Annotated in this window: 22 protein-coding genes and 1 tRNA gene; 10 read left to right on the top strand and 13 right to left on the bottom strand. The window is 64.4% G+C overall.

Translation table 11 applies throughout. The annotated features are described in order from the left end of the window. Positions 1–173: 173 nt before the first annotated feature. The 5 genes from ACREXZ_RS08045 to ACREXZ_RS08025 all read right to left on the bottom strand — a co-directional run bounded on the left by ACREXZ_RS08045 (position 174) and on the right by ACREXZ_RS08025 (position 4,654). On the bottom strand, positions 174–2,105 hold the full coding sequence (locus ACREXZ_RS08045) for an ATP-binding cassette domain-containing protein (protein ID WP_431763523.1): 1,932 nt from the start codon (positions 2,103–2,105) through the stop codon (positions 174–176). A 183-nt stretch (positions 2,106–2,288) separates the two neighbouring features. Beyond that, entirely contained in the window at positions 2,289–2,690 is a 402-nt protein-coding gene (locus ACREXZ_RS08040) for a DUF4399 domain-containing protein (protein ID WP_431763522.1), read from the bottom strand. A 426-nt stretch (positions 2,691–3,116) separates the two neighbouring features. After that, on the bottom strand, positions 3,117–3,404 hold the full coding sequence (locus tag ACREXZ_RS08035) for a hypothetical protein (protein ID WP_431763521.1): 288 nt from the start codon (positions 3,402–3,404) through the stop codon (positions 3,117–3,119). A gap of 214 nt (positions 3,405–3,618) precedes the next feature. Beyond that, positions 3,619–4,362, bottom strand: coding sequence for a YoaK family protein (locus ACREXZ_RS08030; protein WP_431763520.1), 744 nt, complete (start codon positions 4,360–4,362; stop codon positions 3,619–3,621). A 217-nt stretch (positions 4,363–4,579) separates the two neighbouring features. Beyond that, positions 4,580–4,654: transfer RNA gene (locus ACREXZ_RS08025), tRNA-Arg, on the bottom strand. A gap of 198 nt (positions 4,655–4,852) precedes the next feature. On the opposite strand from ACREXZ_RS08025, the gene ACREXZ_RS08020 reads away from it, so the two are divergent. Further along, entirely contained in the window at positions 4,853–5,596 is a 744-nt protein-coding gene (locus ACREXZ_RS08020; protein WP_431763519.1) for a class I SAM-dependent methyltransferase, read from the top strand. 52 nt (positions 5,597–5,648) lie between these two features. Here the strand turns inward: ACREXZ_RS08020 and ACREXZ_RS08015 are convergent, their stop codons facing one another. The 3 genes from ACREXZ_RS08015 to ACREXZ_RS08005 all read right to left on the bottom strand — a co-directional run bounded on the left by ACREXZ_RS08015 (position 5,649) and on the right by ACREXZ_RS08005 (position 6,921). After that, on the bottom strand, positions 5,649–5,831 hold the full coding sequence (locus ACREXZ_RS08015; protein WP_431763518.1) for a rubredoxin: 183 nt from the start codon (positions 5,829–5,831) through the stop codon (positions 5,649–5,651). 131 nt (positions 5,832–5,962) lie between these two features. Continuing rightward, entirely contained in the window at positions 5,963–6,280 is a 318-nt protein-coding gene (locus ACREXZ_RS08010; RefSeq protein WP_431763517.1) for a transposase, read from the bottom strand. A gap of 326 nt (positions 6,281–6,606) precedes the next feature. Beyond that, positions 6,607–6,921 (bottom strand): DUF4148 domain-containing protein, encoded by a 315-nt coding sequence (locus ACREXZ_RS08005; RefSeq protein WP_431763516.1) that lies wholly within the window; start codon positions 6,919–6,921, stop codon positions 6,607–6,609. 275 nt (positions 6,922–7,196) lie between these two features. Here ACREXZ_RS08005 and ACREXZ_RS08000 point away from each other — a divergent pair, with 275 nt between their 5' ends. From ACREXZ_RS08000 to ACREXZ_RS07975, 6 genes are all read left to right on the top strand, one after another. Next, on the top strand, positions 7,197–7,349 hold the full coding sequence (locus ACREXZ_RS08000; RefSeq protein WP_431763515.1) for a hypothetical protein: 153 nt from the start codon (positions 7,197–7,199) through the stop codon (positions 7,347–7,349). Positions 7,350–7,544: 195 nt separating this feature from the next. Then, complete coding sequence (locus tag ACREXZ_RS07995) at positions 7,545–7,835, top strand: hypothetical protein (RefSeq protein ID WP_431763514.1); 291 nt, start codon at positions 7,545–7,547, stop codon at positions 7,833–7,835. Between the two features lie 274 nt (positions 7,836–8,109). Further along, on the top strand, positions 8,110–9,381 hold the full coding sequence (gene dcm / locus ACREXZ_RS07990; RefSeq protein ID WP_431763513.1) for a DNA (cytosine-5-)-methyltransferase: 1,272 nt from the start codon (positions 8,110–8,112) through the stop codon (positions 9,379–9,381). Between the two features lie 10 nt (positions 9,382–9,391). Continuing rightward, the gene (locus ACREXZ_RS07985; protein ID WP_431763512.1) at positions 9,392–9,871 is read left to right on the top strand and encodes a very short patch repair endonuclease; all 480 of its coding nucleotides are present in this window, start codon (positions 9,392–9,394) and stop codon (positions 9,869–9,871) included. 93 nt (positions 9,872–9,964) lie between these two features. After that, entirely contained in the window at positions 9,965–10,468 is a 504-nt protein-coding gene (locus tag ACREXZ_RS07980; RefSeq protein ID WP_431763511.1) for a YbhB/YbcL family Raf kinase inhibitor-like protein, read from the top strand. Between the two features lie 90 nt (positions 10,469–10,558). Continuing rightward, complete coding sequence (locus ACREXZ_RS07975) at positions 10,559–11,932, top strand: MFS transporter (protein ID WP_431763510.1); 1,374 nt, start codon at positions 10,559–10,561, stop codon at positions 11,930–11,932. Positions 11,933–12,036: 104 nt separating this feature from the next. Here the strand turns inward: ACREXZ_RS07975 and otsA are convergent, their stop codons facing one another. The 5 genes from otsA to ACREXZ_RS07950 form a co-directional block, all read right to left on the bottom strand. After that, positions 12,037–13,461 (bottom strand): alpha,alpha-trehalose-phosphate synthase (UDP-forming), encoded by a 1,425-nt coding sequence (otsA, locus tag ACREXZ_RS07970; RefSeq protein ID WP_431763509.1) that lies wholly within the window; start codon positions 13,459–13,461, stop codon positions 12,037–12,039. Positions 13,462–13,675: 214 nt separating this feature from the next. Further along, positions 13,676–13,885 (bottom strand): hypothetical protein, encoded by a 210-nt coding sequence (locus ACREXZ_RS07965; protein ID WP_431763508.1) that lies wholly within the window; start codon positions 13,883–13,885, stop codon positions 13,676–13,678. Positions 13,886–13,988: 103 nt separating this feature from the next. Beyond that, entirely contained in the window at positions 13,989–14,180 is a 192-nt protein-coding gene (locus tag ACREXZ_RS07960) for a hypothetical protein (RefSeq protein WP_431763507.1), read from the bottom strand. A gap of 37 nt (positions 14,181–14,217) precedes the next feature. Then, complete coding sequence (locus ACREXZ_RS07955; protein ID WP_431763506.1) at positions 14,218–15,621, bottom strand: sigma-54-dependent transcriptional regulator; 1,404 nt, start codon at positions 15,619–15,621, stop codon at positions 14,218–14,220. 190 nt (positions 15,622–15,811) lie between these two features. Continuing rightward, the gene (locus ACREXZ_RS07950; RefSeq protein WP_431763505.1) at positions 15,812–15,973 is read right to left on the bottom strand and encodes a hypothetical protein; all 162 of its coding nucleotides are present in this window, start codon (positions 15,971–15,973) and stop codon (positions 15,812–15,814) included. A gap of 323 nt (positions 15,974–16,296) precedes the next feature. On the opposite strand from ACREXZ_RS07950, the gene ACREXZ_RS07945 reads away from it, so the two are divergent. From ACREXZ_RS07945 to ACREXZ_RS07935, 3 genes are all read left to right on the top strand, one after another. Continuing rightward, positions 16,297–17,352 carry a sigma-54 interaction domain-containing protein gene (locus ACREXZ_RS07945; protein WP_431763504.1) on the top strand — a complete coding sequence of 352 codons (1,056 nt, stop codon included), beginning with the start codon at positions 16,297–16,299 and terminating at the stop codon, positions 17,350–17,352. A 196-nt stretch (positions 17,353–17,548) separates the two neighbouring features. Continuing rightward, entirely contained in the window at positions 17,549–18,127 is a 579-nt protein-coding gene (locus tag ACREXZ_RS07940; protein WP_431763503.1) for a hypothetical protein, read from the top strand. Beyond that, positions 18,124–18,657, top strand: coding sequence for a hypothetical protein (locus tag ACREXZ_RS07935; RefSeq protein ID WP_431763502.1), 534 nt, complete (start codon positions 18,124–18,126; stop codon positions 18,655–18,657). The genes ACREXZ_RS07940 and ACREXZ_RS07935 overlap by 4 nt, the downstream gene beginning before the upstream one ends. The last annotated feature ends 12 nt before the right edge of the window (positions 18,658–18,669 follow it).

Below are 18,669 nucleotides of genomic sequence, written 5' to 3'. Positions count from 1 at the left end.
AGATCCTGTGGACATCTGCGTGGACAATGCGTTGAGCTTTCAAAAAAAGCGAAACGAAACAACGCGGTGACTGAGGGTGCCCGCTTAACGGGCAGCCTGCTGGTTCGCGGGGTATTTTACTGATTTCGATGCGCCCGGCAATTTGCGCGGGCGGTTTGCTTGCAGCGCCTGCGTCACTTGCGCCTGCTCTCCAGTTCGTCCCACCGTTCGAGCGCCACGAGCAGTTCGTCGTCGATCGTCGCGTGGCGTTCGGTGAGCCGCTTGCCCTCCTCCGCGTCCTTCGCGAAAATCGTGCCGTCCTCGAGCTGCGCGCCGACGGTTTTCTGCTCGGCTTCGAGCGCGGCGATCTGCGCGGGCAGCGCCTCCAGCTCGCGCTGCTCCTTGAACGACAGCTTCGCGGTGCGCTGCGCGTTGCGGCCAGCGCCGTCTTTCTGCGCGGATTCCCGGGCGGCTTCCTTCGCCGGTTCTTTCAGCGCATCCCGTGCGAGCTGCTCAGAGCGGCTCCGCTGTACCTGCCAGTCGGAAAACCCGCCAACGTACTCGCGCCACTTCCCCTCGCCCTCCGACGCGATCACCGACGTCACCACGTTGTCGAGAAACGCGCGGTCGTGGCTCACGAGCAGCACCGTGCCATCGTAATCGGCGAGCAGTTCCTCGAGCAGTTCGAGCGTCGGGATGTCGAGATCGTTCGTGGGTTCGTCGAGCACCAGCACGTTCGCGGGACGCGCGAACAGGCGCGCCAGCAGCAGCCGGTTGCGCTCGCCACCCGACAGCGACTTCACCGGAGAGCGGGCACGCTCGGGCGCGAACAGAAAGTCGCCGAGATAGCTCATCACGTGTTTGCGCGTGCCGTTCACCTCGACCCATTCGCTGCCCGGGCTGATCGTGTCGGCGAGGCTCTTGTCCAGATCGAGCTGCGCGCGCATCTGGTCGAAATACGCGACCTGCAGGTTCGTACCGACGCGCACCTTGCCTTCGTCGGGCGCGAGTGCGCCGAGAATCAGCTTGAGCAGCGTCGTCTTGCCGGCGCCGTTCGGGCCGACGAAGCCGATCTTGTCGCCGCGCATCACCGTCGCCGAGAACGTGTCGACCACCGTGCGCGCGCCGTAGCGCTTCGTCACGTCGGTCAGCTCGGCGACGATCTTGCCGGACCTCTCGCCCTGGCCGACGTCGAGCCTTACGTTGCCCTGCACGTTGCGGCGCTCCTCGCGCTCGTTGCGCATCTTCACGAGCCGCTCGATCCGCCCGACGCTGCGCGTGCGCCGCGCCTCGACGCCCTTGCGGATCCACACTTCTTCCTGTGCGAGCAGCTTGTCGAACTTCGCGTTTTCGACGCGCTCCACTTCGAGCTGCTGCGCCTTGCGTGTCTGGTATGCGGAGAAATTGCCCGGGTACGACAGGAGCCGGCCGCGATCGAGGTCGACGATGCGCGTCGCGACGCGATCGAGAAACGCACGATCGTGGGTGATGAACAGCAGCCCCGAGCGTTGCGAGATCAGCAGATCTTCGAGCCAGCGGATGCCGTCGAAATCCAGGTGGTTCGTCGGTTCGTCGAGCAGCAGCACGTCGGGCTGGACGACCAGCGCACGCGCGAGCGCGACGCGCTTTTGCATGCCGCCCGACAGCGCGCCGACGCGCGCGTCGCCGTCGAGACCGATCTGCGCGAGCGTAGTCTCCACGCGGTTGCACCAGTTCCACGCGTCGGTCGAATCGAGCGACGACTGCAGCGAATTCATTTGCGACAGCAACGCGTCGTGCGCCGCGCCTTCGGGCGTATCGGCGAGCTTGTGCACGACGTCGTCGTATTCGTCGAGCAACGCGCGTGCGTCGCTGAGCCCGGCGGCGACCGCGTCGAACACCGACTCGTCGGTATCGAACTCCGGCTCCTGCGGCACATAGACGGTGGACAGATGCTGCTGCCGCGTGACGAGACCGTCATCGGGCTTCGTCAGATCGGCGACGATCTTGAGCAATGACGACTTGCCCGCGCCGTTGCGGCCGATCAGGCCGACGCGTTCGCCCGCTTCGAGCGAGAAATCCGCGTGATCGAGCAGCGCGACGTGACCGAACGCGAGTTGCGCGCCGGTAATGGTGTAAAGCGACATGGGGGAAACCGGAGGGAAGGCCTGCGTGAATCGGAATTGCTTATTGTACCGGGCGCGCGACGCGGCGCCCGGCTGGCCGGACGGCAGAGGCGCTTTTACGCGGGTGAGCTCGGGTGCGTGGGTACCCGCGTGGCCGTCGATGATAGCGCCGCCCGGGTGGCGGCGCGCTTTGTCAGCGATGCGTTACTTCACATGCACCGTGATGGTCTGGCTCATCTCGGGACCATACGAACGGTGCGCGCCGTCGCCGAACTGCAGCGTCAGCGTGTGATCGCCGGGCGGCAACGTGATGTCGGTCTCTGTCTGGCCTTTGCCGAAGTGCAGCGATTTATCCGTGGCGGGAATGACCTGGCCTTGCGGCAACGGGTCGCCGTCGATCAGCAGATGATGATGGCCAGTGCCTTCCGTCATCGTTCCGGCCGGCATGACCTTCATGCCATCGACGCCGAACTGCACGTGCACCGGATTGCTCACGGTCGCGCCATCTTTCGGCGTGACGAAGAACACGCCCTCCGCATGCGCAACGCTCGAGATGGCGAGCAGACCGGAGCACAGCGCACCGACCAACCACTTGTTGTTGACCATTTGCATCTCCTGTAGGGAAGCGGCTTGCGCATCGCGTGCGATGCAGCGGGCATGCGCGATGGGTTACGTGCCAATGCGCGTCGTTGCTGGTTGCTTGTTGGGTTACTGCGTGGTGCGGGAAGCCGCGGAGGACAGGATACACCGAGGGTGCGGCGCGTGGCGTGACAGCGGCGCCGTGCGAAGCGTGGCCGCGCGAGGCGATGCGGCTCGCGGTTGGCGCATCAAGCGATGGGGCCGGCAGTCACAGGCGACGCTACTCGCGACGTGTGACGCGCAGATCTCCACGCCGCGCTTCGCGGTATGCATCGAAGACGACCGCATCGCGAACGAGCGCTGCGGTCGTCTTCGGCAGTCATGAGGAAGCGATTCGCAAACACGCTGCGAGCAGGCATCGAACGGCGATGCTCCACGCTCCCTCTACGCGACTTACATTCCCGTCGCCAGACGCGGGCCGTTTGCGCGTGCAGGCCCTGCTTCCGTCGCCGCTTTCGCGGGCACGTTCAGGGGCACACTCGCGTAGGACTGGACGCCGCGTATCTGCACGTCCTCGAGGAACACGACGCGTGCACGCCAGTATTCGAGCTGGATATTGGCGTCGATCACGCGCTGCTCGGCGGTGAACAACTGCATACGCGCGTCGATCAGCATCGACGTCGCGGCCTTCTCGGGCGTGGGAGCATGCTTAAGCATCAACCGGCGAATCCACTTGGTCATGGCAACCTCCATTCTCGCGGGTACCGAACGACACCCTGACGGAAACATAGTAGGTAGCCATTTGGGATAACGCGATGTCATTTGTCGATCGTTGACATTGATTTTACGATTTTTACGAGTGGATTCAATTGGTTACATCCGACGACCCGTGACATCTTTCCTGTGGTCACACAGGAGAAACGTCATACGGTTCGTGCTGGCGCAGCAGAATCGTTCAGCGGCGTTGCGCGCGCATGTCGTCGACGAGCGGTACCGCGGCGAGCGTGATCAGCATCACCGCGAGCGGGAGTGTCGAGACGAATCCGAGATGCTTGAATCCGAGCGCGCCGACGAGACCGCCGCACAGGAAAGACAGCAGCAGCGAGCCGAGCAGCAACAGCTTGGGGCGGTCGGCGCGTACGACACCTTCGAGCGCCGCGCCCTGATTCCAGTAGAACAGCTTGCCGAGCTCGATGCCGATGTCCGTGACAAGTCCGGTCATGTGAGTCGTGCGGATTTCGGCCTTGGAGATCTTGGTGATCATCGCGTTCTGTAATCCCATCACGAAACACAACAGGCAAACCGTGGCCGGCACGAACAGCACGTGATGCTGCGCGAGATTCGAGCCCAGCAGGCCGAAGCACAGCAGCAGGCAAGCCTCGATGACGAGCGGCATCGCATATAGACTGCGCAGGCGCCGCCGACGCCCCCAGTTGATCAGCATCGCTGACGCCGCCGCGCCGATCACGAACGACAGAAGCGAACTCAATCCAGCAATCACCAGATCCATTTCACCGAGCGCAAGATTGTCGGCGAGCGACGACACGATGCCCGACATGTGCGACGTATATTGACCGACCGCGAGAAATCCGCCGGCATTCGCGGCGCCGGCAACGAACGCGAGCGAGCGCCCCAGGCGACGATTGAGCGCATCCGTGCGTTCCGGAGCGGTGAATCCGCGGAGATAGTTGATCGGCATGGCCCGGCTCGATGCTGTTGCATGGGTTGACGAACCCGATGCGGTCGATCGTAGCACGACGCAATATTGCTTCAGTGTAGGGCCGGCGGCGCTTCCACCGCGGACGACGCCGCACGCCGATGCCGCATGACGTCACGCAGATTCGATAGAGGACGACGAGGAAGACGGGGCGTTTGTCACACGTGCATCACAGCGGGCACGCGAAGCCTTGCCTGACTGGTCCCCCCGACAGGAATCGAACCTGTATCTAGCGCTTAGGAGGCACTTGTTCTATCCATTGAACTACGGGGAGCGGACAGCGTGCGGCGAAAAATACCGGCTGTAGAAAGCCGGAGTCGATGTCCCGTCAGCCGTCATGTTCCTAAGTCGACCGTCATGACGCGGGACAACGCCGCAGGGGCCAGAGTATAGCAAACGTACCCGGACACGAAAATGGCATCCGGGTAGCGCCGCTGAGCACCGGCAACGGTTCGCCGCTACCATGCGCGGCATGTCCATCGATACGCTCTACACCGATCCGCGTCTCGTCGCGCTGTACGACGCGCTCAATCCATTCGCCGCCGATACCGCGTTCTATCTCGCGCTCGCCTCGGCGCCGCACGCGCAGCGCATCGTCGATATCGGCTGCGGCACCGGCCTGCTTACCTGCGAACTGGCGCTGCGCGGTCACCATGTGACCGGTATCGATCCGTCGCGCGCGATGCTCGACGTCGCCCGCCAGCGACCTGCTGGCGAACGCGTGCAATGGATCGAAGGCGATGCCAGACACGCTGCGGTCGAGCACGCGGATCTGGTCATCATGACGGGACATGTGGCCCAGGTGTTTAACGACGATGCGAGCTGGCATCGCACGCTCGTTGCCGCGCATCGCATGTTGCGGCCCGGCGGCCGTCTCGCATTCGAAAGCCGGCATCCGCAGCGCGCGCCGTGGAACGACTGGACGCCCGGGCGCTCGCGTCGAACCATCGCCGACGCCGACGGGCAGGCGGTAGAAATATGGCAGGTGCTGCTCGATGTGCGCGGTGAATGCGTGCGCTTCGCGACGCATTACCGGTTCGCCGCTGAAGGGGACGAGCTAGTCGCGACGAGCGAGTTGCGTTTTCGCCCGCAGACCGCGCTGGCCGAATCGCTCGACCAGGCCGGCTTCGACGTTGCGCATTGGTATGGCGACTGGTCGCAAACACCGGTCGATGACGAAAGCCGCGAACTGATCGTCGTGGCCGTACGCAGATGAGTCTGCACACAGCCAGGCGAAACGTTTGGGCTTAGTCAGGAAAACCGGCAGGCTAGAACTCGACGGCCGCGAAGTCGACCTTGCCGACATCGCACAACGGGCAGCGCCAGTCTTCGGGGATATCCGCGAAGCGTGTCCCCGCTGCGAGGCCCTCGTCGGGCAGTCCTTCTTCCTCGTTATAGATCCAGCCGCAAATCAGGCAGACCCAGCTCTTATATTCGATCACATCACTCACGGCGTAACTCTTTATCGGTTCAAGTCAGATTCGCTAACGACCCGTTCCAGCAGGCCGCGCGGCGACCCGCCATGTTACCGGAGTTGATCGCGAGAACCGTTGAACGCGAACCCGACGCCATGAGGCCGCCGTCACGCCATCTGTTCTTCCAGTTCGGCTTGTTCAGATTGTTCGGCTTGTTCCGTTGCCCAGTAGAGATCGAGCAACAGCATCGCTTCGGCCATGAGGCCGGCGCGCGTCCACTGCAGCCATTTGATGTAGCAGGTCTGCGACGGCGGATAGTCTGCCGGCAGATGCTGCCATCGCTCGTGCTGGGTCACGACCCACAGCACGGCGTTCAGAACGTCGCGCGGATCGCGACTCGCGCGCCCAAACCGCCGCGCGTCGCTATGCGGAAAAAGATGGCAAACCTGCTGCCAGGCGGTATCGGAAAGCGGAAGCGTGCGCATAGGTCACCTGAACTGAACAGTTCATCTACCAGTATCCATGCTTTATAAATACACCAAAATCGGAAAAAACACCATGCTTCCCCACATTTCGCCAATTACAAGGTAATAATTGCTGAATTTGCCACACGAGTTTCGTTCACGGGTCGCGTCAAACCGAAAAACGCCCGGACGACTGTGAACTGCGCCCGGGCGAAGCCGCCGGAACACCGGCGGCGGAGGTAACGCACCAACAAAACAGGCCCGCTCCCTGACGGGAAGCGGGCCTGCGCGGTTTCAGGGGTTAGGCTCCCTGAAGTCGCGGGCCACTGACGGCCCGTCTGTCCTGCTTATTGACCGAAGAAAACCGGCTTCGTACCGTCCGACGCGGCCGGGTGACCCGCATCCGACGAACCGCTCACCGACGGGCCATAGCCGCTGGTTTGCGCCGTGCCGTTCTGTGCAGCGACGCGTGCTTCGGCAGCCTGAATGTTGCTCGGGTAGTCGTAATCGTTCGCGGTGGCAGGGTTGTAACCCGCCTTTTCCAGCTGAACGAGTTCGGCGCGCACTTGTGCGCGGGTCAGCGGCTGGTTCGATTGGGCAAATGACGCAACCGGTGCAACCAGGACGACTGCAAGAGCAACTGCTTTGATCAGGGATTTCATGATGACTACCTCCAGAGATTGTTTGTATGCGGTGTCGTGTTTCGTTTCATCGGCGACCGTTGACTACAGTCTAGGAGGGAATGGAACTAGGGTTAATACCTAAGAAGGCAAATCATTATTGCTTAAATCAAACCCAATTCATCGAGAGTGCCGCTTACCATTTCGCAAGATCTGGGTTCCAGCGGGTATGTGGTCAACCCCCGCATAAGCCAGACGACCGTTTCAGCCTTTCGTAATGCTGCTTTGCTAGCATCGAAGCTCTGGCTCAACCCCATATGGAAGAACTCATCGTGAAGAAGGCTTTTCTGGCGCTGGTCGCCGTGGCTGCCGCTTTCGGCAGCGTCTCTCAGGCATTCGCCTACGACCACCATCATCGCGTGTGTCATCGCGTCCGGGTTCATCATCATTGGGTGAACCGCTGCCGTTGAAGCCTCGAAGTCACGCTTCGCGATCACGCAACAACGACAGCCCTGCCCGCGCGGGGCTGTTTTTCTTTGTGCGTTCGCGCGTGCGGATACCTGGGCATCCCGGGCACTCCGGCCGACCACCCGTAAACTCCCGACACAATTCCCCTCGAACTTAGATAGCCCAATTCCTTTCCTAGGTGAAAGGAGGAGCAAATCATGTTCAAGCTCATCGGGGCGGCAGGTGTAGTCGTCATGCTGGCGGGCTGCGTGGCGGCTCCCGGTTACGGCTATTACGATCCGGGGTATGCGTACGGCCCTGACTACGCGCCGGCTTACGGCTACGGCACGGTCAACATCTGGGCCGGAGGCGGCGGCGATCGTTATCGTCGCGGCGGCTGGGGCGATCGCGGCTGGCATGGCGACCACGGCGGCTACTGGCAGCACGGCGGACGCGGCGGCGGCGGACGCGGCGGTGGTGGTCACGGCGGCGGTGGCCACGGACACTGACCATATCGCCGGCATCTGCATACCCAAGCGTCACTCAGTGCATAAGCAACCGGTCACCAGGCGCCTGACGCCGATTTAACAATCGTTGACCGCATCGCAACGCATCGCCGATTCTGTGTCCCGCAGCGCGAACACCTGGCGGTCGGCGCGAGACGCTTGCTCCCCGACCGCCAGGGCTGCCTGCTCCGCGCGCGCCTCGTCTCGAAAAAACCGCTCCGCAAGCGGGTCACCCATGGGTCATAATGTCCGCAAAAATTCCCAGCAAGGACCCTCCGTGACCCAGGCCGCCCCGCTCGAACTGTTGAAACAGGCGCGTACCCGTTTCACCCAGCGGCAGATCGCCGAGTACGTCGGCAAGGACATCAAGACCGTACGGCGCTGGGAAAAAGGCGAAACGCCCTGCCCCGCGATGCTCGAACCCGCACTGCACACGCTGCTGCAAACCGGCTCCGCCTCGGCGACACACGCACCCGCACGGTTCCGCTTCATCGATCTGTTCGCCGGCATTGGCGGCATCCGGATGGGCTTCGAAGCGCAAGGCGGCGCCTGCGTGTTCACGAGCGAGTGGAACGCGTTCTCGAAGAAAACCTACCTCGAAAATTTTGGCGCGGACCGTGAGTTCATCGGCGACATCGTGTCGTTTCCCGCCGATGCGATCCCCGAACACGATGTGCTGCTCGGCGGCTTTCCGTGCCAGCCCTTTTCGATCGCCGGCGTGAGCAAGAAGAACGCGCTCGGCCGTCCGCACGGCTTCGAGTGCACGACCCAGGGCACGCTCTTCTTCGACGTCGCGCGCATCATCGCCGAGCGCCAGCCTGCAGCGTTTCTGCTCGAGAACGTGAAGAACCTGCTGTCGCACGACAAGGGCCGCACCTTCGACGTGATCCTGCAGACGCTGCGCGACGAGCTCGGTTACGAAGTGCACTACCACGTGATCGATGGCTGCCACTTCACGCCGCAGCATCGCGAGCGGATTTTGATCGCGGGCTTTCGCGGCCCGACCGCCTTCTCGTGGGACGATCTGCGACTGCCGACCGAAGGGCCGCGGCTCGCATCGATCCTGCATCGCACGGACGGCAGCGAGCCGCTCCTGCCGTGGGACGCAGACCGTTTCTACGATCATGCGAAGCGCCGCGTGCAGCCCAAATACACGCTGACGCCGAAGCTGTGGGCATATCTGCAGCACTACGCCGACAAGCATCGCGCGGCCGGCAACGGCTTCGGCTTCGGGCTCGCCTATCCGGACAGCGTCACGCGCACGTTGTCCGCGCGCTATCACAAGGACGGCTCGGAAATTCTCGTTTATCAAGGACCGCGCAAGCGTCCGCGTCGCCTGACGCCGCGCGAATGTGCACGGTTGATGGGCTTCCCCGACACGTTCCGGATTCCCGTCAGCGACACGCAGGCATACCGGCAGTTCGGCAACAGCGTCGTGATGCCGGTGATGCGCGAAGTCGCGCGCATCATGCTGCCGCACGTCGAGGCGCTGATCGGCGCGGTGCCGGCTGCTTCAGCTTCAGCTTCGGCACTCGCGATGGTCGCGTGAAGGCGAGCTGATGGTCGACGTCGTCGATGCGGCCACGCGCAGCCGGATGATGTCCGGCATCCGCGGCCGCAATACGAAACCCGAGTTATTGATCCGCAGCCTGCTGCATCGGCGCGGCTTTCGCTTCCGCCTCGACGCGCGCGACCTGCCGGGTCGTCCCGACATCGTGTTGCCGCGCTATCGCGCCGTCGTGTTCGTGCACGGCTGCTTCTGGCACGGCCATGACTGCCATCTGTTCAAATGGCCGCAGACGCGGCCCGACTTCTGGCGCGACAAGATCGGCCGTAATCGCGGCAATGACCTGAAGGCGCAGCAACTACTGCGCGAGCGTGGCTGGCGCGTCGCGACCGTGTGGGAATGCGCGTTGCGAGGCGCGAATCGCGATCTCGACGGCGTGCTGCAACGTCTCGTCGACTGGCTGCACGGCGACGCCGAAACGCTCGACGAACGCGGCGCCCCGACACCGGCAAAGCCTGCCGGCCCCGCATAACCCCGCCGCGTGCCAGTGCTACACTCGATCGTCTCGCCGGGTGCATCCTCAGCGCCCATTCGTCTTCAGAACCTGCTTTGAAGGAGACATTCGATGGCCGATTTTCGACTCTGGTCCGATGACTTTCCCGCCAATGGTTTCATGCCGAAAGCACACGAGTTCGACGACAAATCGTTCGGTGTCGACGGCGATAACGTGTCGCCCGCGCTGCAATGGGACACGCCGCCCGCGGACGCGCAAAGCCTCGCACTGACGGTCTACGATCCCGACGCGCCGACCGGCAGCGGCTTCTGGCACTGGGTCGTCGTCAACCTTCCCGCCGACACGCGCTCGCTGCCGCGCAACGCGGGCAAGGCCGACGGCACGCTGCTGCCAAAAGGCGCGCTGCAGGTGCGCAACGACTACGGCACGATGGGCTTCGGCGGCGCCGCACCGCCGCGCGGCGACAAGCCGCATCGCTATGTGTTCCGGCTGCACGCGCTGAAGGTCACGCATCTGCCGATCACCGCCGAAACGACGAACGCGGTCGCGCGCTTCATGACGCACCTGAACGAACTCGATTCCGCGACGTATACCGGCCTGTACGAACTCAAGTAATCCGCGCCGCCGTTCGCCGTTCGCGGTTGCTCCGGCCGCCGGGCCCGACCTGCCCGCGATCGGCGCTTTTCATTCTCGCCTCCGTTGCCGATGAACACACAAGAAGAACAGGGACTCCCACTGCCCGCCCGCTACTGGGCCATCGTCGTCGTCGCACTCGGCGTCACGCTCGCGGTACTCGACAGCGCGATCGCGAACGTCGCGCTTCCCACCATCGCCCGCCATCTGCACGCAAGCGCCGCATCGTCGATCTGGGTCGTCAACGCGTATCAGCTCGCGGTGACGATCTCGCTGCTGCCGCTCGCGTCGCTCGGCGATCGCATCGGCTACCGGCGGATCTATCTGGGCGGGATGGTGCTGTTTACCGTTGCATCGCTCGGCTGTGCGCTCGCGACGTCGCTGCCCGCACTCGCGCTCACGCGCGTCGTGCAGGGCTTCGGCGCGGCCGGCATCATGAGCGTGAACACCGCGCTCGTGCGGATGATCTATCCGCGGGCACAGCTCGGCCGCGGCGTGGCGATCAATGCGATGGTGGTCGCGATATCGTCGGCGGTGGGGCCGACCGTTGCGTCCGCCGTGTTGTCGGTCGCGTCGTGGCCGTGGCTCTTCGCAATCAACGTACCGATCGGCATCGTCGCGCTCGTGCTCGGTATCCGCGCACTGCCGGCAAACAAACGGCACGACTCGCCCTACGACTACGCGAGCGCGGTGATGAACGCGCTGGTGTTCGGCCTCTTGATCTTCGCGGTCGATGGTCTCGGCCACGGCGAGCGGTCGGCCTACGTCGCCGCTGAACTGATCGCAGCAGTGGCGATCGGCTACGTGTTCGTGCGGCGCCAGTTGACGCAGCCGGCGCCGCTGCTCCCCGTCGATCTGCTGCGCATTCCGGTGTTCGCGCTGTCGGTCGGCACGTCGGTGTGTTCGTTCGCCGCGCAGATGCTCGCGTTCGTGTCGCTGCCGTTCCTGCTGCAGAACACGCTCGGGTTGTCGCAAGTGCAGACCGGCCTGCTGATGACCCCGTGGCCGCTCGTGATCGTCGCCGCCGCGCCGATCTCCGGCGTGCTGTCGGATCGTATATCGGCCGGACTGCTCGGTGGCATCGGGCTCGTCGCACTGACCTGCGGCCTGCTGCTGCTTGCGACACTGGGCCCGCATCCGCAGCCGCTCGACATCGCGTGGCGCATGGCGCTGTGCGGTGCGGGCTTCGGCATCTTCCAGTCGCCGAACAACCGCACGATGCTCGCGTCCGCGCCGCGCGAACGCAGCGGCGGCGCAAGCGGCATGCTCGGCACCGCGCGACTCACCGGGCAGACGCTCGGTGCCGCGCTCGTCGCGCTGATCTTCGGCGTCGTGCCGCAGAACGGCCCGACGGTCGCGCTGTACGTCTCGAGCGGCTTCTCCGCGGTCGCGGCGGTCGTCAGCATGTTGCGGCGCGCGCAACGTGGAGTTGCCGCGGCGCATTGAGCGAAATGCTCGATAAAAAAAGCCGGCCGGTGCGCCCACACGCACCGGCCGGCTCTTCAGTTCTTTCGCGCGCTGTTCACGCACTCAGCAGCATTCGCCGTCCATCACGACGCAGTCGCGTCGGCTAGCTTCACCGCCCGCTCCGTCACCGACGAAGCCGTCGCCACGTTGCGCAGGTCGCCCAGGAAGGTATCGCGCCACACCGACAGGTTGTTCTCGCGCAGCCGCACCATCATGTCCGAGTGCCGCGCCTGCCGTTCGGCGAGCGGCATCGACAGCGCGCGCTCGAGCGCCTCGGCCATCTGCGACAGATCGAACGGATTGACGACGAGCGCGCCCGGCAACTGCTCCGCCGCGCCGGCGAATTGCGACAGCACCAGCACGCCCGGATCGGACGGATCCTGCGACGCGACGTATTCCTTCGCGACCAGATTCATCCCGTCGCGCAGCGGCGTCACGTAGCCGACCTGCGATTGCCGGAACAGCGCCATCAGCAGATTGCGTTCGTACTTGCGGTTCAGGTACTGGATCGGCGTCCAGTCGAGCTGCGCGAAGCGTCCGTTGATACGTCCCGCCTCGCCTTCGAGAGTCTGCCGGATGCGTTGATAGGTCTGCACGTCCGAGCGCGTCGGCGGCGCGATCTGCACCAGCGACACACGACCATGCCAGCCCGGCGCGCTCAGCAGCAGCCGCTCGAACGCCTGGAAGCGCTCGACCAGTCCCTTCGAGTAATCGAGCCGGTCGACGCTCATGATCAGCTTGCGGCCGCGCATACCGTCGCGCAGACTCTTCACCGCCTTGCGATCGCCGAACTGTTCGGATGCTTTCGCAATCGCATCCGGATAGATGCCGATCGGGTACGCACCGACCTTCAGAAAACGGTCGAACGCGTGCAGCATGCCGTCATCGCTCGACGTGCCGTGCCCGCCACGCTCGATGTAATCGACAAACGACTGACGATCCGCATCCGTCTGGAAACCGATCACGTCGTAGCTGCACATCGCGCGGACCAGTTCGTCGTGCGGCGGTACGGTCCGCAGTACCTCGGGCACCGGAAACGGAATGTGCAGGAAGAAGCCCATCGGGTTCTTCACGCCGAGCTCGCGCAGGCAGCGCGCGAACGGCAGCAGATGATAGTCGTGTACCCAGATGATGTCGTCGGGACGCAGCAGCGCCTTCAGCTGCTTCGCGAGCGTCTCGTTCACGCGCAGATAGCCGCCGTACTCCTCGCGGTCGTAGCGCGACAGGTCGTTGCGATAGTGAAAGGCCGGCCACAGCGTGGCGTTCGAAAAACCCCGGTAGTACTGGTCGTAGTCGCGCTTCGTCAGACCCACGGTCGCATAGGTCACGTTGCCCTGCTGTTCGATCGCCGGATCGGACGGCTCCGCGACGATCTCGCCGCTCCATCCGAACCATACGCCGCCCGTCTCCTTCAGCGCGTCCAGCACGCCGACCGCGAGGCCCCCTGCTGAGGGGCGTCCTTCCTGGATTGGCGCGACGCGATTCGATACCACGATCAATCTACTCATTCAGCTTCACCTCGTTCCGTTGAAGTTGCATGCGGAAGTGCGTCGTCGTTGCACGCAATCCGCGTGCCCCGTCTCAAAAATCAGGAACGAAAGGCACTTCACGAATGCGCGAGACGAGTGCCTTCCCGCGACGGGTTGCGTATCGCATAGCGGTGTCGTTGCGTGATGGGCGAGCGAGTCCGCTGAGCGCCGGGACGGCGCCTCGCCAACTGTGTCAGGCGTCCTGTTCCGAGCCGAGGTCGCGCTGGTAGTCCAGCCCTTCGGGACGCACGCCGCCCTGGTTGTGCTCGCCGTCCGGCGGTGCGTCGGGCGCGACGCGGTTCTGCCCGGCTGGATCCGGCGTGGATGGCGTGCTGCTGGTACCGCCGGGATGCGAATCGCGCTTCGTATGGCGCGCGGAGCGCCGCAATGCAGGGTGTCTCATGGTCGTGCCTCCTGAGAAGGCCGCCACCGTGCCGGTGGCCTTCACGTAGTCTAGGGCTCGCCGGGATAAAGCGCCGGTAAAAGATGCGCCGTTTTTGTAACGACTACATCAATAAGCGGCGCGCCACGCCATACGGCGTTTGAGTCGGCTCGGGCGGCGGATCGCCGATCGGCTGCGGGTCCGGCTCGATGGGTTCGCGAGCCGGGTCCGGCACCGTGTCGGGGTCGTCAGGTGTCGGCGGATCGGTCGGTTCGGGACGATGGGCGTAGAGCGGATCGGATGGGCTGCGCGGCATGGGGGCTCCTGTTCCTGATCTCGTGCGGCAGCAAGCGCTATGCCGCCGGGCGGGTAGCGCGCGATTCGTCGGCCGCATTGCTTTCGTCCGAACGGCTCGCATCGTTGCCGTATTCGACGAGCCGGTTGTACAGCGTCTTCAGGCTGATGCCGAGAATCTCCGCCGCGCGCGTCTTCACGCCGCCGCATTGTTCGAGCGTCGCGAGAATCAGCTGACGGTCCGCTTCCGCGAGCGACGTGCCGAACGGAATCGTCACCGCGGTGCCGGCCGCCGGCTTCGACAGCGTGATCTGCAGCGGTACCGCCGCGGTCGTGTCCGAATCCGTCGACGACATGATGTGTGCGCGCTGCACGTAGTTCTTCAGCTCGCGCACGTTGCCCGGCCACGGGTACGACAGCAGCATGTCCTTCACCGCGGGCGGGAAATGCTTGCGCGTGCTGTGACGCTCGTTGAGTGCGTCGAGGAACGACTGCGCCAGCAGATCCACGTCCTTGCCGCGCTCGCGCAACGGCGGCAGGCTGATCGGAAACACGTTGAGCCGGTGATACAGGTCGAGGCGCAGCTTGCCTTCGAGCACCGCCTGTTCCGGATCGCGATTCGTCGCGGCGATCACACGCACGTCGGTCTCGATTTCCTTCGTCGTGCCGACCCGCATGAACATGCCGGTCTCGAGCACGCGCAGCAGCTTGACCTGCAGCTCGACCGGCATCTCGGTGATCTCGTCGAGGAACAGCGTGCCGCCGTTCGCGCGTTCGAAATAGCCCTTGTGCTGACGATCGGCGCCGGTGAACGATCCGCGCTCATGACCGAACATCTCCGACTCGATCAGGTTCGGCGAAATCGCGCCGCAGTTCACCGCGAGGAACGCGTGCTTGCGGCGCAGGCTCAGTTCGTGGAGGGTCTGCGCGGCCACTTCCTTGCCCGTCCCGGATTCGCCGACCAGCATCACCGACGCGGCGGTCGGCGCGACGCGGCCGATCTGGTCGTAGACCTCCTGCATCACCGGCGAGTTGCCGAGCATCAGGCCGAAGCGGCCCATCCGGCGCAGCTCGCCGCGCAGCGTGCCGATCTCGGCCTTCAGGTCGCCGGGACGCGGCAGGCGCGCGAGGATCGCCTTCACGCGCTGCATGTTGATCGGCTTCACGAGGTAGTCGGCGGCGCCCATCTTCAGCGCGCTCACCGCGGACTCGACGGTCGCGTGGCCGGTGATGACGATCACCTCGACGCCCGAACGCGGATCGAGATCCTCGAACAGATCGACGCCGCTGCCGTCCGGCAGCTTCAGGTCGGTGAACACGACGTCGGGCATCTGCCGGACGAGCTGGATACGCGCCTCGCGCAGATCGCCCGCGGTGGCCGTTGTCAGTCCGTCTTCTCCGATGACGGTGGCGAGGGCCTCGCGGGTCGCGGGGTCGTCGTCGACAATCAATACGTGTGGCATTGCGCCTCGGTAGCGTGGATAGCGTGAGTCAAGGAACGGGACGGCGCGCGCGGGAAGCGGACAAAGCCAGGTTAGCGCCTGCCTGCCAAGTGGGGCGCCTCAAGCGCGATTCCCGGGCCACTTGGCACAACCTTGCAACAGTTACTGATTTTAAGCGGAAACTATTACTCGATTGTTGTGATTTCGTACATTATAAGGTGATATCCCGATTCAGCGAACGCGCGGCCGATTGCGCATCCGGCAGCATGTCCTGCAGCGAATCGATATGCCTGCGCAACCGCTCGCGCAGCGCGTCGACGCCCTTGCCCGGCATCGCGTGCACACGCGGATCATGGGTATGTGCAAGCGGCATCCCCCTTCAATGTCGATTCCGGACAGCGCCGGGAGTTCCACTGATTCCGCGAACAAGCTTGCGATAAACCCGCGATAGACTGCGCGACGGGCGCCCACACACAGACTCTCCCTGTCGCTTTTTCGCAGTCTGCGAATGATGTGCCGCAGCAGACGTCGAACGCGCTGCCTCTGGTTCGCGTACATTGCCTCGTGAATGGTTAGCTCAACTTTTGTGAGATAGTAAAAGCGTCGATAGCGTAAAGAGCCACGCCCGGCACGACTCGCCTCGACGGCGAACGCACCGCGGCATCCCGCTCACACTTTGCAGAGGACTACCCGCTTATGGCGTCAATCGATCTGGACTCGCCCACGGCCGACGGCACCGCCAAGGCAACGGCGAAGCAACGCGGCGCTCAGGGCGTCGCGGGGCTCAGGTCGTACGGATTGCTGTACGGCTCGTCGCCCGCGATGCTCGAGCTTTACGAGCACATCGGCCGCGTGGCGTCCACCGACGCCACCGCGCTGCTCATCGGCGAATCGGGCACGGGCAAGGAACTGATCGCCCGGACGATTCACGATCACAGCGCGCGCAAGGATGCGCCGTTCATTGCCGTGAACTGCGGTGCGATTCCCGACGAGCTGATCGAGGCCGAACTGTTCGGTCATGAGAAAGGCAGCTTCACCGGCGCCGTCCAGGGACGCATCGGCTACTTCGAGCACGCGAACAACGGCACGCTGTTTCTCGACGAGGTGACCGAGATGTCGCCGGTGCGCCAGGTGAAGCTGCTGCGCGCCCTCGAGACCGGCACGTTCTTTCGCGTCGGCGGTTCGGATCTGATCAGTTCGAACGTGCGTGTGATCGCCGCGACCAACCGCGACCCCGCCGTCGCCGTAAAGGAAAACGGCCTGCGCGAAGACCTGATGTACCGGCTCGCCGTCTTTCCGCTGCGTGCGCCGCCGCTGCGCGAACGCGAAGGCGACCGCGAGCTGCTCGCACAGCACTTTCTCGCGACGCTCAACGAGCAGGAAGGCGCGAGCAAGACCCTCAGCAAACGCGCACTCGATACGGTGCGCACGTGGTCGTGGCCCGGCAACGTGCGCGAGCTGAAGAACGCGGTGTACCGCGCGTTCATCCTCGCGGAGGAGGTCGTCGAACTGCCGCATCCGCATCTCGTGTCGCGCGTGAAGAAGCCGGTCACGCAGGGCGAGTCGATGAGCGTGTGGATCGGCACGCCGCTCGCCGATGCGCAGAAGCAGATCATCCTCGGCACGCTGAAGTATTGCGGCGGCGACAAGCGTCGCGCGGCGAAGGCCCTCGGCGTCAGTCTGAAAACGCTCTACAACCGCCTCAGCACCTACGGCGACGACGAAGAAGAACCGCCCGCAGAAGAAACGTAAAAACGTTTTGCGAAGGCCTTGCAAAAACGCGTCGCACGTGCACGCGCGTTTGCAATTCCTTGCATTTTTCCACTGCCATTTACAAAACACATCCTGCACAATGCCACTGCTTAAAGAGGAACCGCCGCGTCGCCATTGACTGCGCTTTACCTGCAACGATCGATGGCCGGCGCCAAGCAGGAGCACAGCAGGGAACATGCAAAATAAAACGTATCGGGCCGGCCGCGTCGCGCCCTCACCTATCGCGCCACTTGCGGCGCCGCTTGCCGCGCTGACCTTCGCACTGGTCGTCGTTTCGGGTTTGAGCGGATGCGGTTCGTTCTACACCGAAGGCGCGACAGCCGGTGCCGGTATCGCCGGCGCCGCACTTGCCGCAAAGGTCACCAACAACGCCGCCGTCGCCACCGGCATCGGTCTCGGCGCCGTCGCCGCCGCGAGAGCCGGCGTCCAGTACTCCGAACGCGTCATCCACCGCAACACGCAGGACGGCATCGCAAAAATCGCCGGGCCGCTCGACGTCGGCGCGATCGCCCCGTGGAGCGTTACGCACTCGGTGCCGATCGAAGACGACGAACACGGCCGCGTCACCGTCAGCCGCACGATCAGCAGCGGTGCACTCGATTGCAAGGAAATCGTCTTCTCGGTCGATCAACCGGCGACGCCGAATGTCCCGGCCACCAGCGCGTTCTACGTCGCGTCGATCTGCCGCGACGGCGACGCATGGAAATGGGCATCCGCCGAGCCCGCCACCGAACGTTGGGGCTCGCTGCAATGAGCGCGCGCGTCGGCCGCTTCGGCCGCGTCGGCGTACACATCGTGCTGGCCGGTGCGCTGTGTTTAGGCGCGAGCGTGCTGCTGAACGGCTGCTCGTCGATCGGTGCGGCGAGCGGCGCCGCGGCCGGCATCGCATCGGGCATCGTCACGACGAACCCCGCGGTCGGCATCGGCGTCGGCATCGCGGTGCAGGCGGCGACGGACGAAGCGATCAACACCTTCATGCGCAACATGCACACCGATCAGCAGAACCTGATCGCCGCGCTCGCGGGCGCGATGCCCGTCGGCGACACGCGGCCGTGGCGCGTGAAGCACACGCTGCCGCTCGAGAACGGCCACGGCGAAGTGCGCGTCACGCGCGCGTTCGCATCGGCGCTCGCGATCTGCAAGGAGTTCGTGTTCTCGGTCGTTGACGGCGACGAGCCGACCTCGCCGGCGCAGTGGTACACCGCGAGCGCGTGCCGTCAGGACAAGGGATGGAAGTGGGCGGCCGCGGAACCGGCCGTCGAACGCTGGGGCAACCTGCAGTAAGCGCAGCAGCCG

It is taken from the genome of Paraburkholderia sp., assembly GCF_050742655.1.
In the GTDB taxonomy this organism is placed as follows: domain Bacteria; phylum Pseudomonadota; class Gammaproteobacteria; order Burkholderiales; family Burkholderiaceae; genus Paraburkholderia.
The sequence above is the reverse complement of the archived record's forward strand: the minus strand, read 5'-3'. Positions and strand labels throughout refer to the sequence as shown.